Source organism: Bacillus alkalicellulosilyticus (genome assembly GCF_002019795.1).
Lineage (GTDB): Bacteria > Bacillota > Bacilli > Bacillales > Bacillaceae_F > Bacillus_AO > Bacillus_AO alkalicellulosilyticum.
Window position 1 is genome coordinate 2,217,179 of the sequence record NZ_KV917381.1, and the last position, 14,290, is coordinate 2,231,468.

General features: G+C 37.0%; 10 protein-coding genes. 3 read left to right on the forward strand and 7 right to left on the reverse strand.

Annotation, left to right across the window (positions count from 1 at the left end; translation table 11 throughout):
- Positions 1 to 114 precede the first annotated feature (114 nt).
- The gene (locus BK585_RS11265; protein ID WP_078553543.1) at positions 115 to 2,445 is read left to right on the forward strand and encodes a SpoIID/LytB domain-containing protein; all 2,331 of its coding nucleotides are present in this window, start codon (positions 115 to 117) and stop codon (positions 2,443 to 2,445) included.
- Between the two features lie 52 nt (positions 2,446 to 2,497).
- Here BK585_RS11265 and BK585_RS11270 read toward each other — a convergent pair whose 3' ends face one another.
- The 3 genes from BK585_RS11270 to BK585_RS11280 form a co-directional block, all read right to left on the reverse strand.
- Positions 2,498 to 3,388, reverse strand: coding sequence for a TIGR01777 family oxidoreductase (locus BK585_RS11270; RefSeq protein WP_078556766.1), 891 nt, complete (start codon positions 3,386 to 3,388; stop codon positions 2,498 to 2,500).
- Between the two features lie 199 nt (positions 3,389 to 3,587).
- Positions 3,588 to 4,967 carry an N-acetylglucosamine-specific PTS transporter subunit IIBC gene (nagE, locus tag BK585_RS11275; RefSeq protein WP_078553544.1) on the reverse strand — a complete coding sequence of 460 codons (1,380 nt, stop codon included), beginning with the start codon at positions 4,965 to 4,967 and terminating at the stop codon, positions 3,588 to 3,590.
- A gap of 365 nt (positions 4,968 to 5,332) precedes the next feature.
- Positions 5,333 to 7,159, reverse strand: a complete 1,827-nt coding sequence (locus BK585_RS11280; RefSeq protein WP_078553545.1) for a UbiD family decarboxylase — start codon at positions 7,157 to 7,159, stop codon at positions 5,333 to 5,335.
- Between the two features lie 253 nt (positions 7,160 to 7,412).
- On the opposite strand from BK585_RS11280, the gene BK585_RS11285 reads away from it, so the two are divergent.
- Positions 7,413 to 10,130, forward strand: coding sequence for a DUF4084 domain-containing protein (locus BK585_RS11285; protein ID WP_078553546.1), 2,718 nt, complete (start codon positions 7,413 to 7,415; stop codon positions 10,128 to 10,130).
- A 267-nt stretch (positions 10,131 to 10,397) separates the two neighbouring features.
- Positions 10,398 to 10,577, forward strand: a complete 180-nt coding sequence (locus tag BK585_RS11290) for a YfhD family protein (protein WP_078553547.1) — start codon at positions 10,398 to 10,400, stop codon at positions 10,575 to 10,577.
- Positions 10,578 to 10,780: 203 nt separating this feature from the next.
- Here BK585_RS11290 and uxuA read toward each other — a convergent pair whose 3' ends face one another.
- Genes uxuA through BK585_RS11310 form a run of 4 tightly spaced genes read right to left on the reverse strand, consistent with a single transcriptional unit; the run spans position 10,781 to position 14,204 of the window.
- A complete protein-coding gene (gene uxuA, locus BK585_RS11295) occupies positions 10,781 to 11,848 on the reverse strand; it encodes a mannonate dehydratase (RefSeq protein WP_078553548.1) in 1,068 nt (355 codons plus the stop codon).
- 27 nt (positions 11,849 to 11,875) lie between these two features.
- The gene (locus BK585_RS11300; RefSeq protein ID WP_170885552.1) at positions 11,876 to 12,520 is read right to left on the reverse strand and encodes a bifunctional 2-keto-4-hydroxyglutarate aldolase/2-keto-3-deoxy-6-phosphogluconate aldolase; all 645 of its coding nucleotides are present in this window, start codon (positions 12,518 to 12,520) and stop codon (positions 11,876 to 11,878) included.
- Positions 12,521 to 12,547: 27 nt separating this feature from the next.
- The gene (locus BK585_RS11305; RefSeq protein WP_078553549.1) at positions 12,548 to 13,498 is read right to left on the reverse strand and encodes a sugar kinase; all 951 of its coding nucleotides are present in this window, start codon (positions 13,496 to 13,498) and stop codon (positions 12,548 to 12,550) included.
- The gene (locus tag BK585_RS11310; protein ID WP_078553550.1) at positions 13,473 to 14,204 is read right to left on the reverse strand and encodes a GntR family transcriptional regulator; all 732 of its coding nucleotides are present in this window, start codon (positions 14,202 to 14,204) and stop codon (positions 13,473 to 13,475) included. Before BK585_RS11310 ends, BK585_RS11305 begins: the two co-directional genes overlap by 26 nt.
- Positions 14,205 to 14,290 lie beyond the last annotated feature (86 nt).

Consider the following 14,290-nt stretch of genomic DNA (forward strand, 5'->3'; position numbering starts at 1 on the left):
TTAGGATGAAATCGCCCGTCTTTTTAATCTAATTTCCTATAACATCCTCTATCTATTCTAGTGATTTCTGATAGTATTAAAATTACATAGTATTTTACATCTAGGAGGATTATCATGAGGAGCAGGATTGCTGTTGTACTGGTATTTTTCATACTTTTTTTGTCAATAGATATTCAATCTCCAGTCGCCATAAGTCACGGAAGTCAACAGCCTACTGTGTCAGTAAAACTAGTAAATTATATCGGAAATGTAAATGAGCTTTCTATCAATCTAGCGGGTACGTATACCCTACATCAAGGCTCCATTATTGAAGGTGGCAAAACATACCGGTTACGGGTAGAAAATGGTCAAATTGCGATGTACGATGGAACAACTAAACTATTTACCTTCTCGGAATATACGTTTACACCTCAACAGTACAATGAGCAACACCTATTAAGAATTAATAACCGGCCATATATGGGAACGCTTCGATTTATCATGGAAGGAACATCTATTAGACCAACAAATACACTTTTAGTTGAAGATTACCTAAAAGGTGTTGTTCCTTCTGAAATGCCGGCCTCATGGCATATTGAGGCTTTAAAAGCACAATCGATTGCGGCACGAACGTATGTCATGTCTCAAGGTTCGAAAGTTATAGATGACACAATAAATTACCAAGTGTACAGTGGCTATGCTTGGCATCAAAATAGTACACGTGCAGTAAATGAAACGAGTGGACAAACTCTTACCCATAATAATAGATTGATTTCGGCGGTATATTCCTCAAGCAACGGAGGTTTTACAGAGTCCAATGCCAATGTCTGGGGTGGCACGAGTCTCTCTTATCTACCAATCAAGCAAGACCCTTTCGATTCAATAGACCCATGGAGTTTCTCAATCTATAAAGCTCAAATCGATATGACCAATAGAGACTTAAAAGATCCCGCCCCGTGGTGGTCAACGGTTAGAGAAAAGGATGTTACCATCGTCAATAATATGAAAAGATGGCTTTATAACAATGGTTATCAAAATACAGAAATTAAAATAGTTGCCGTTCCAACGTTATTGTTTTCTGAACAACGAACCACAGGTGGTCGAGTACGAACGGGTGATCTGACAATACAGTTTTACGTTCGATCATTAACCACAAATGATTATGTTAGACAATCCGACGGCAGTCTTCTTCTTCATACACTTGATTTGAAAAACACAAGCGCACAAAGGATACGTTCTATAATTGGAATTAATCTTGTACGAAGCTACCTTATTGATAAGGTAACGGAAACGGGTCAAATGGTTACAGTCAATGGACGTGGTTGGGGACACGGTGTAGGTATGAGCCAATGGGGAGCTAAAAGAATGGCCGATCAAGGAAATAGAGTTCATGACATTTTACAATTTTATTATCCGGGCACGACGTTAACTCCAGTTGTATCTTATCCAGTTTCTATAGTTGAACCTATACCTGAGCCTATTATAGAGATTCAACCGATAACGGTTAACAATGCTCGAGCAGAATATGATAGCAAGCACAATCAAATCATCATTCGTTACATGTTAAACCAAGATGCCTTAGTCACGATGTCAGTTAGCGATTCAACGAAACAATTACAATCAACATTTATGAGAGACTTGCAACGAAAAGCAGGAGAGCTTGCTCAATATTGGACTGTACCAACAGGTGTTCAAGGTCCTTTAGTCTTTTCGATTACAGCTGTAGGTTCCAATGGACAATCAACCTCTACACTTGTAAATTTTAACCTGCCATCTGTAACTGCTCCTCCAGTAACAGAACTAGAGCAAACAGGGCAACCTAGTCAAACCGTCACTACCGTTCAACCTATACAAAATCCAATTACTACTCCTGTTGTGAGCCCAGTTCAAGCACCGTTAGCAAAAGTTGGTACTCAAGTGACTGCCAACGTAAATGTGAATGTTGCTAACATACGAAAGAGCGCCTCAACCAACTCAACCATTGTTGGAAAAGCACATTTGAATCAAAAAGTTACGATACTTGGACGTACAGGAAATTTTTACCGTATACAAAGAGGAAAAACTCGTGGATTTATTCATGTTAACCTTCTTACGATTAACCAAACCCTTACTCAAAATGGGCGAACAGTTGTCGTCATCAATGGAAAAGTTGCAGACACACAAGGAAATGTCAGGTTACGAAACAAAACGGTGTATGTTCCATTAAAAGGTGTCGTTGAAAACGTTAAAATGACGTATAACTGGAATCGAACTTCCAATAGAGTCACGTTAAAAGACTCTCGTACAACCATTCAAATGACAGTGGATAGTAAACAAGCCCGTAGGAATGCGAAAACAATACGCCTCACGAATCAACCAGAGCTACTCAATTCTAGAGTATATGTTTCATTACGTACATGTAATGAAGTGTTAGGGGCTACAACTCATTGGGATCATAAAGCGGGAGTTGTGTGGATTCAACGGTAAATTTCATACAAAAAAGGTGTGCATTCGGACTATTATCCGGATGCACACTTTTTTATTCTCTAACAATCTGTGTAAGAGCTTTGTCAAGTGTGTCGTATTTAAATTGATACCCCTCTTTTTCTAATCTATCAGGGAGTACCCAGCGACTTTTTAGAACGAGTTCCGTTTCGGTTTTTATAAAAACCGCACCGATTTCAAGTAACCATTTTGGTGCAGGTAATCCAAAACTACGATTCATAGCTTTTCGAATTTTCGCCATCAGTTCTCGGTTTGTGACAGGATTTGGAGATGAACAATTAAATACGCCTTCTAGTTGTTTATTATCTTGTAGGAATAAGATGATTTGAAATAATTCCTCAACATGAATCCAAGAAAACTTTTGATTCCCACTTCCTTGTACACCACCAAGTCCAAATTTAACTAAGTTTTTAAATGGTGTCATTACTCCCCCGCTTTCACCTAATACGATTGCAATTCGGAGTGCAACTTGCCTTGTATCAGGTAATGAAAAAGAAAAGAATGAGCGTTCCCAAGCTTTGGCAACATTAACTGAAAAACCGGTACCAATATCTCCAGTCTCTTCTGTCATTGGTCTGTCCTCTGCGTGACGATAAATCGTTGCCGTACTTGAATTCACCCATAGAGAAGGCGGGTTATTACATGATTCTATCGCCTTTCCTAACAATTCAGTTGTTTCAGTTCTTGAAGTAAAAATCGCTTCTTTGTTTTTATCATGATAACGACAATTTACAGATTTTCCAGCAAGATTAATGAGCATATCTGAATTCTCTAAAGCTTCGACTATTTTATCTTGTTGTTCCCAAGAGATGTGCGGAGATTGCCTTGAAATGATATGTACTTCATAACCCAATTCTTTAAAGCGCTTTTTAAAATGTTGACCAATAAACCCAGTACCACCTGCTAAAACAACCTTTTTTGCCATCGAATCACTCATTTCTCTTATTCTATGAAACAAGGAATTTCCACTTGTGAATTCCTTCACATATGATGTTAACATAAATCTTCCAGAATTTAAACCTTTACTATGGAATTTTCTAATGATGGAACCTCTTATTCCAATTCTTATACCTCCTGAAAGCATTAAGCCCTTGATTAAAAATCTTATCAAGGGCTTTCTATTCTTATTGTTTTTTCATAGCTTCTGCAAGAAATTCAACGTCAGTTCCAATAATCACTTGGATGTTTCTTGGTCCAACTTTAAGTACACCTTTAGCACCTAATTTTTTCAATTCATTTTCATCTATGATAGTAGCATCTTTCATCGATAACCTGAGACGAGTGACACAGTTATCAATGGCCATGATATTATCTTTTCCACCTAAGGCAGTAAGATAGTCAACTGCTAACTGGTTATAATTCTTAAGACTACTTGGAGAATTGAGATTTGGGTTTGAGTCAGCAATGGATTCTTCTCCATCCTCTTCTCTTCCTGGTGTTTTAAGGTCAAACTTCTTGATGAGGAAAAAGAAGACAAAGAAGTATATAGCCGCAAAAACAAGTCCGACGATGACAAGAAGAAATGGCTTTGTCGCAAGTCCAAAGTTTAAAAAGTAGTCAATCGCTCCCGCTGAGAATCCAAAACCATGAAGGATACCTAAAGAATACGTAATCGCTAGCGCTGCTCCAGTTAAAGCGGCATGAACGACATAGAGTAATGGCGATAAAAACATAAAGGTAAACTCAATTGGTTCTGTAATTCCTGTTAAAAATGAAGTGAATGCAATACTAATAAACATTCCAGCAACCGCTTTTCGTTTTTCCCTTTTAGCTGCAAAATACATTGCAAGACAAGCTGCAGGTAACCCAAACATCATGATAGGGAAAAATCCACCCATAAACATCCCTGCTGTTGGGTCTCCCGCAAAAAATCGATGTAAGTCTCCAGTTGCACCGTTATATTCTCCAAATACAAACCATACAAGACTGTTGAGGACATGATGAAGACCGATTGGAATGAGCAATCGGTTTAAGAAACCAAATGCCGCAACTCCAGTAGCTCCTGCTCCGACAATCCAATCACCAATTGAATCAATAAACATTTGAATGCCAGGCCATACAAAGCCCATAATCCCTGCTAGGACGACCATGAATGCAGCTGTTACAATAGGTACAAAGCGTCGACCACCAAAGAATCCTAACCAATCTGGTAATTTAATTTGATGATAGCGATTATAAAGTAAACCACCAACAACACCTGATAAAATCCCGCCTAATACCGACATGTTGATTGTTTCATTTATCGCAACTGCACCATACGTAAGGACGAAATAACCAATCGCCCCCGCTAAGGCAGCACTACCGTGTCCATCCTTTGATAACCCAATAGCAACACCTATCGCAAAAATTAACGCTAGATTAGCAAAAATTGCATCACCAGCTGCAGCCATAAATTGAATATTTAATAAGTCCGGTTGTCCTAACCTCAGTAATAATGCAGCAGCAGGTAATACAGCAACAGGCAACATTAAAGCCTTTCCTATTCTTTGAAAAAAGGCTAACATATGAGGTCCCCCTATACATTCTAGACTACCGTAGTCTAATTTTTCGAACCGTTAACAATAATTTTTTTTAAAACAAAAGATACCCTCTTAACCAACAAAATTGTAAGTCACAAATTTCCCATTACAACTTCAGTACTTCCCTATCGATCACCCCTTTCATCATTTACATACAATTAATTATTTTTAGTGAACAAATATGTCTATACCACTATACCATCACACTTGTATTAAAGTATATGAATCCTTTTTCTTTATATGCTGTTGTCTTAAAACTTTTTTATAAAAAGATAGAGGGTGAAACAAAAGGTTATTTTTTTACCTTTTGTTCCACCCTCTAAGCAATGAGCATAACTTCTATTAAATTACTAATTATCTTGCTTAAGTTTCCCGTCCTTATCAAAAAAGCGTTCTATCCCTTTTTCGACGTTAGGGTCTAAAACTAAAGGTGGAGCATGATGTGGCTTGATTCGGGCATCAATAATTACATTATCACAAGCCCAGTGTTTATTTTGATAGAAACTATTCTTTCCGTACATATCATGAGACGGATTACTTCTAGTAAATGTTACCCACAAAAAGTTACTTATTGTTTCACTTAAGAATTCACTATCATCACATAAAATGAATAGTGGGCATGAATCGATATCCCCTTGGGCTACAAGTGAATCGGTTATTATTTTTAGTTGTTCCTGCGCGTGAGCGTAACTTGTAAACTGTGGTCCTTCAATTGCAACAATACCTGGCATAACCAAACGAGGATTTTTAATGTCTGATACATTCTTAATTTGGTCAGGCACCTCAGTACATAGCTCTCTCCTTTTATCTCCATAAGCTGCGATCACTACTTTACTTCCTGTATTTAAACCTGTCCCTGAGTAATCAAGCGTATCAATCGTAGTGTTTGTTTGAAAATGGATATCACGATGTAGGTCTATTCGCTCAAGAATGTACCCTAGAAATTCTTCTTCTTTGTGAGTATCAAGTGGTTGTCCATCCTCAGCTGTTATAAACAAATACTTGGCTAAGCTTACTTGGCCCGTACCTAAAATTCGATTCGCAATGGTTAGTAGCTCAGCAGGCTGCTTCACCTTTTGATACGGTGTATATCGTTCACTCCCAATCGCAAATAAAAGAGGATGAACACCAGCTGCATCGACCGCATGTACTTCTTTCACTCCAGGAATCTCTTGTTTAATTGCATCTCCAGTTAATTGGTGAATTAAATCCCCAAACGATGTATCCTCTTGTGGTGGACGACCTACGACAGTGAATGGCCAAATTGCATTATCTCGGGCATACACTTTATGAACTCTCATCAGTGGAAAAGGATGAGTAAGACTATAATAGCCTAAATGATCACCAAAAGGTCCCTCTGGTTTCGTTTCTTCAGGGTGAATTTCCCCTGTAATGACAAAATCCGCATCATGACTGATGCAATAACCATCCTCATAACTATACCTAAATCGTCGCCCAGCAAGTAATCCAGCAAAAGTCAACTCACTTAATCCTTCTGGCAACGGCATAACCGCAGACAACATATGGGACGGGGGTCCACCAATAAAAATACTTACCTTTAACGGCTCACCCTTTTTGTTTGCTTTATGTTGATGAATAGCAATGCCACGGTGAATTTGGTAATGAAGACCAATTTCTTTATTGAGTTCATAATCGTTGCCACTTAACTGAACCCGATACATTCCAAGGTTAGAATTCATAATTCCTGGTTTATCAGGATTTTCAGAATACACTTGTGGTAAGGTCACAAATGCCCCACCATCATCTGGCCAATGTTTAATCAGTGGCAAGTCTGAAATGAATATTTCTTTAAAATCAGAAGGCAGACTAGATTTCTTCATCGGTAATGCTTTAGAAGCAGCAATACCTGAACGGACATGTTTAAATGGATTTTTCAAAGCTGCCATCGGATCATTTCTCAAGGCAATGACATTTTTTACTGAATCCCACGTTTGACGAAACATAAATTGACTTCGTTCCACCGTCCCAAAAAGGTTAGATACGGCTTTATATTTGGATCCCTTTACATTTTCAAATAAGATAGCTGGTCCACCCTCTTCATAAACTTTCAAATGAATCGCAGCCATTTCAAGTTCAGGATCCACCTCTTCTGTAATTCTTATAAGTTGTCCATTTTTCTCTAAATCAAGAATGCATTCTTCCAAGTTTCGATACATGAGTCATTAGCTCCTATTTCAATGATATTATCTAATGCAATCATATCATAAATATTACTTTTTCATCACCCAATAAAACTTTGCAATATATAGGGGCAGTCACTAAACATATTCCAATTTTATCCATAGATAAAGGACTTTTTTACTAAAATACTTCTTTTCTTTCCATTAGTTTTTATATAAAATAAAATTACAAGAAATAATACTTTTAGTAAATATATCTTACAACGTTATAGACCTTAGGGGTGCTTTTATGAAAATTATACGAGATACGAAAGAAGTTATCATTTTCATCTCGATTATTATCTTTGTTTTACTATATTATTTATGGATTTTTAGTTGGAATGAACACGAATACCTATTAACTTTAGGAGGAAATAGTTTTGCCATTATCGGAAGTTTAATTCCTGCATTTTGGTTAGCTGTTGCCTGTAAGAAAAGTGGAAAAAATCAAAACCCCTTTTGGTTCTTCTTATCATTAGGAGTGTTTTCCTTCTTTTTAGGAGAATTATCATGGTCTTATTATGAAAATGTCTTGAGGACGGATGTACCGTACCCTGGTTTACCCGATCTCTTTTATATGCTTACCAATGTCTTTTTCCTCATTGGTTTTCTTTACAAACTTTTTAAAGAAAGAAAAAAAAATCATGTAGTTAAAATGCTATTTGATATTGTTATAATCATGACTGTGGCTTCAACTTTTAGTTGGCATTTCATCATAGGTCCGATTGCGTTTGATAGTGAAGTTCCACTTTCTACGCTAATCGTTTCATTATCTTACCCAATTGGAGAATTAGCTTTATTATTATGTGCATTTAGCATATATTTCGGTAATAGAGTCTCTTTTTTCCAACAACGTTCTTTATTTTTTATTTTTCTTGGTCTTTTGGCATTAGCACTTGCCGACGCTATATATACGTACCAACTTATCACAGATGACTACTTTTCTGGTAGTTGGGTTGACCCTATCTTTGTTGCTGCGTTGTTATTTATTGGTTTTTCTGCTCTTGTTCATAAAGGAGAATTAAATAGAAATGAACAAAAAAGCGTTGAAGTGAAGTTTTATCGTGGGACGGAATATGTTCGATTGTTGGTCCCCTACCTTTCTGTTATCGCTCTTTTTATTTTCATGATTATAAGACCAAAACAAACCGATGAGTTCGATGCGATTACGATAGGAACAGCTATATCTATCGTGTTAATCATCGTTCGTCAGTTATTCTTTATTGTTGAAAATCAAAAGCTTTTACGAAAGTTTTATCATAAAGCTGAAGAACTAGAGCTTAATGAACAACGCTATAAATCTTTATTCGATTATCATCCGGATGCCGTTTATTCTTTAAATTTAAACGGAGAATTTGATAGCGTAAATCATGCTTGTGCCAGTATTCTTGGATACCAAAAGAATGAACTAATTGGTTTGTCAAGTACCATTTTTATAGATTCGGGCGAAAGGGAAATGGTTTTCGGTCATTTTAAAAACGTGAAGGATGGAATTCCACAGCGTTATGAAGTGAAAGTGTACGACCGAAACAGTCAATTATACTATTTAAGTATGACTAACATTCCGATACGTGTGAAAGGAAAAGTTATTGGTATCTTCGCTATAGGAAAAGACATTACTAAAAACAAACTGAACGAAAAGAAAATCAAATACCTAGCCTATCATGATTCGTTGACAGGGTTAGGCAATCGTTATTATTTTGAGGAAGTATTACGGAAAGAGATACGCGATTCAAAGCAAAATGATAAAAAATTTGCGATAATGTTTATAGACTTAGACCGGTTTAAACCAATTAATGATTTATTAGGTCATGACATTGGTGATCAGTTACTTATCTCCGTGGCTAATCGACTAAAGAATTGTATCGGCGAATCCAACACGGTTGCTAGATTAGGAGGGGACGAGTTTACAATATTAGTTCGAGACGTTGTAAGTCAATCGGAAGTGAATGCTGTAGCTAGTCAAATCATTACCTGTATACAAAAACCCCATCTTATTAACGGAAGTGAAATTGTTACCACTCCAAGTATAGGAATTGCTTACTACCCTTTAGACGATGTTACAACCGTTGCTCTAATGAAGAAAGCAGACATTGCAATGTATTATGTAAAAGAAAACGGTCGAAGTCACTACATTTCGTTTAGTGAGACTAACCAGAATTACTCCAAGAGATTGCAATTGGAAAAGGACTTGAGTTCTGCAATTGAAAATCAAGAATTTACGATTTATTACCAACCTCAAGTAAATGCAAAGACTTTAAAAGTAATAGGTGTAGAAGCGTTAATTCGATGGCAACATCCTGAATATGGTCTCGTCAGTCCACTTGAGTTTATTCCAATTGCTGAAGAAACGGGAAAAATATTCTCGATTGGTGAATGGGTGATCCGAGAAGCATGTATGCAAATTAAGAAGTGGCATGAACTAGGTTATCCATTAAAAGTAGGAATCAACTTATCACCAAGACAGTTTCATGATGACCAGTTAGTTTCAAAAATAAACCAAATAATCAAGGAAACAGGTGTTGAAGCTAAGTTTATTGATATTGAGATTACAGAAATGATAGCCATTACAAATATGAAAAAAGTAATACCAATTATCAATGCTCTAAAGAATTTAGGTGTATCTGTATCTATTGATGATTTTGGAACTGGTCATTCTTCATTATCCTATCTTACACAGCTTCCGATCGACACATTAAAAATTGCTAGGGAATTTACTATGAAAATCACAGATAGTGAAGCGAATTACACGATTGTTGAATCGATTGCAACACTCGCAAAAAAGCTTAACTTAAGAGTCATTGTAGAAGGAGTAGAAACAAACGAACAAGCTGACCTCCTTCGAAAAATTAGTTGTGACGAATTTCAAGGGTATTTGACTGGAAAACCTAATGCAGCACCCATCATTGAAGAAATGTTGGCAATAAGTAAAAAACCTTCTGGCAATACAAAGAAAATCAGGTCCTAGATTATTATCTAAGACCTGATTTTTTATTATGATTTAAAAAATTGTTTATAATGTTCTTCTATACGCAAATTTAGTTACATCCTTACTATTTCTTCAAGGTTCGAAATGGTCTTATCAGGTAGTATACCAAGTTGCTCAAATCGTTGGTTTGCACGATTTATCCAGCATTTGTAAACCCAAACTCTTATTGCATACATTATTATCCATGTTTCTGCTTACATAAGCTCCTTAAATTAACTAAAAATAAACTGAAAGGAGTTGATAAAGATGGGTCGTGCGCATAATCAAAAAGCAAGAGATAAAAATCAAGGTAAATTGCCGCAAACACCTAGAAAAGATATTAACACTGATGATTCTGATTTAGAGTTAGCGAAAGAATTAGATGACCGGTATGAACTTAAAGCTAGACAGGGATTTGGTCCATTAGAGCTTAAACGAAAAGAATAGACTAAGTACTAAAGGACTTACTGCTCAAAAAGGAGACGGAACGGAACGTAACTAGCTAAAATACATGCACTGGCTCCACTCGCCACAAAGCAAGTTGTGAGAAACCCACTCACAATTTGTTTTAAAAGAAGGTGGCGGTTCCGCTCGTTGTTTAAGAGGGTGTGACAAAAGGTTTAACAACCTTTCGTTCCACCCTCTTACTATTACTTATTTTTTAGTCGTTCAAGTGAATCCCAAATGCCCCATAAATACATAATTCCAAGTCCCCTGTCATACAAACCATACCCTGGTCTACACACTTCGTCCCATATATGTCTTCCGTGGTCTGGTCTTGCATACCCAGTAAAGCCTGTATCATGATAGGCTTTCATGATCTCAAATATATCAACTGTCCCATCCTGTGTTCTATGAGACGTTTCAATGAAATCTCCATTTTCATACACGCGAACATTGCGAATATGAGCAAATGGGATTCGGTCTGAAAACTCTCGCACCATATCTGCTACATCATTTTCAGGATTTGACCCTAATGAGCCACTGCATAGTGTAATTCCGTTATATGGATTATCAACAAGCTTTAAAATTCGAGCGATGTTCTCTTTGTTAATGACAATTCGCGGCAATCCGAAAATTGGATATGGCGGGTCGTCAGGGTGAATACCCATTTTAATATTATGCTTTTCGGCAACTGGGATAATCTCTTCTAAAAAGTATTGTAGGTTATTCCATAAATCTTCTGTTGAAACGTCTTTGTACGCTTCAAATAATAAGGTGAGATGAGCTAAACGCTCTGGCTCCCATCCAGGTAACGTCATATCAGAGTTTTCACTTATTTTTTTCACTAAGTCTAGTGGGTCAATATCTTTAATCTTAGACCCTTCATAGAAAAGTGCCGTTGAGCCGTCCTCAAGCTCTTTAAATAAATCAGTCCGTAACCAATCAAACACAGGCATAAAGTTATAACAAATGACCTTTACCCCAACTTGAGCTAATTTTTCGATTGTTTTTTTATAGTTTTCTATGTATGTATCACGTGAAGGTAATCCTAATTTAATATCTTCATGGACATTTACACTTTCCACAACATCAATGTTTAAATTATATTTATCAGCTTGTTCTTTAACTTCTTGAATTTTTTCCATCGGCCATTCCTCGCCAGCAGGAACATCATGTAGAGCCCAAACAATCCCTTCAACCCCAGGGATTTGACCAATATGTTTTAAGGATACTGTATCGTTTCCTTCACCAAACCATCTAAATACCATTCTCATTTGATTCCACTCTCCTTTTTTTAGAAATTACGCTCTAGCTTCACGTACGATATCAACATATTGTTTTGCAAGTCGAGTGACTTCTTTAAAATCACCAACTTTAGCTGGTTTTGCAAGGTCGCTACCGATTCCAATGGCAACCGCTCCGTTTTCAATCCACTCTTTTGCATTATGTATGTTAATACCGCCTGTTGGCATGATGTTGACTTGTGGCATTGGTCCTTTTACAGAATTAATCATCGATGGAGAATAGTTGTTACCTGGGAACAGCTTTACGATATCTACTCCGTATTCCATCGCTGTTTTCATTTCTGTAATCGTCATACAACCTGCCATGTAAGGAATTTGATATCGGTTACATAACTTTGCTGTTTCTTTGTCAAAACATGGACTGACGATATACGTTGCCCCAGCTAAAATGGCAATTCTTGCCGTTTCACTATCAAGCACACTTCCTGCTCCAATTAATAAATCTTGAAATTCAGGTCTTTTCTTTAATGAAGTAATCACATCAGCAGCCCCTGGAACCGTTAATGTTACTTCTATTGCTTTCATTCCGCCTTCAATACAAGCACTTGCAGTATTGATTGCTTCCTCTTCACTTTCAGCACGAATGACAGCGACAACTCCAGATTCTACGATGTCTTGAATAGTTTTTATTTTTTGGATCATGATTAGTTCTCCTCTTTTCACTTATTTTTATCGGTCAATAAATTGTTTTTCTCCTAAAGCTACTAGCACCTCGTCTAAGTAAGGTAGCCCCTCATTATCTCCACTTACACTAACGACTAATGAACCAATTGTATTTGCAAAGTAAAGAGATTTGGCTAGAGACCATCCTTGTAGAACCCCATAAACAAAACCCGCATCAAACCCATCACCAGCACCAACTGTATCTACGACTTTTTTAGGAACAACAGGGGCTGCTTCAATTTGCTCGCCATTATGGTACCCAATCGAGCCCTTCTCGCCTAATTTAATGGCAACATAGGAGATTCCTAGCTTCTTACAATGTTCAATAATCTCTTCAGGGTCACTTGTCCCTAGTAATATCTCTGCTTCCTCTAATCCTGTTAAAAAGATATCCACATGAGGCAAATAACCAGAAAGTACCTTTTTCGCTTGTTCTTTACTCCAAAGCTTTAAACGGATGTTCGGGTCAAATGATATGAGAAGATTTTGTTTTTTTGCTTCAGAAATCGCTTCATGAACTATTTCCTCATTCTTTTCAGCTATGGCAGAAAACACGCCTGTGATATGAAGTAATTTGGCATTCTCAAAAAATGAACTCTTGATACTCTCTTTTGAGAGTGTTGTGATTGGTGAATTAAATCGATAGTAAAATGTACTTCCGTCTCCACCTTCACGTATTTCTTTGAAATTTAAAGATGTCGGATAACCGTCGACCAACTTAACTTCGGACACATCAATGCCTTCACCACGAACGAAATTAAAAATATGCTTTCCAAACTCATCGTTACCGAGTCTGCTAATCCAGCCAGTATGTAATCCTAATCTTGAACATCCAATCGCAAAATTTAATTCTGCGCCTCCCACTTTTCGTTCAAAAGTTTGAACAAACCGCATAGGACCGGTTGTACTGGGATTAAAGGTAATCATTGCATCACCAATTGTAATTACGTCTTTCATTGGTATCATCCTCTCTACCTTTTTGGAAATAATCAGGGTATTTCTTAACTAACTCCTTCATATCAACCGTGACTCCTTTTAAGTGAACTCGAACTGCTTTTTCGGCACGGTCTGGATTCTGCTCTTTTATCGATTCAACTATTTCTTGATGTTCTTTCAGTAAGTTGTCTGTATTTAAATTCTCAAACAAGCTTAAAAAGCGAATTCGACTAAAATTTAAAGTCATCATATTTTGGATCGCATCCCAAACTTTCGACTTATGGCAAATGGAAAAAATCAATGCATGGAATTGTTCATCTAATTCAAAAAATCTCTCGAAATCTTTTTCATTTGAGGCTAGCCTTTGTAACGAGACATTTGACGTTAAGGAAATTAAACCCTGTTCAGTAACCATCTCGCACGCCAGTCTGGTTGTCGCCACTTCAAGATGCTCTCTCATAAATCTTGTTTCTTCGAGATGGTCTAAATCTATCTTAGAAACAACTGACCCTTTTTGTGGGAATACGGTTACAAGTTCTTCCTGTGAAAGACGTAAAAAAGCTTCTCTCACAGGAGTTCGACTTACTTGAAGACGCTCTGCTATTTCATTTTCACTAATGGAATGTCCTGGTGGTAGTTTTACACTGACGATTTCTGATTTCAAAAATTCATATACCCTTGTGCCGATAGAAGATCTGTTTTTTAATGAAAAATCTATCTTGGTCATCACTTAGCTCTCCTTTCTAGATGTATACTTGTATACAAGTATACTAATGAAATGAAACCGCCGTCAATACAATTTTACTTTCTACT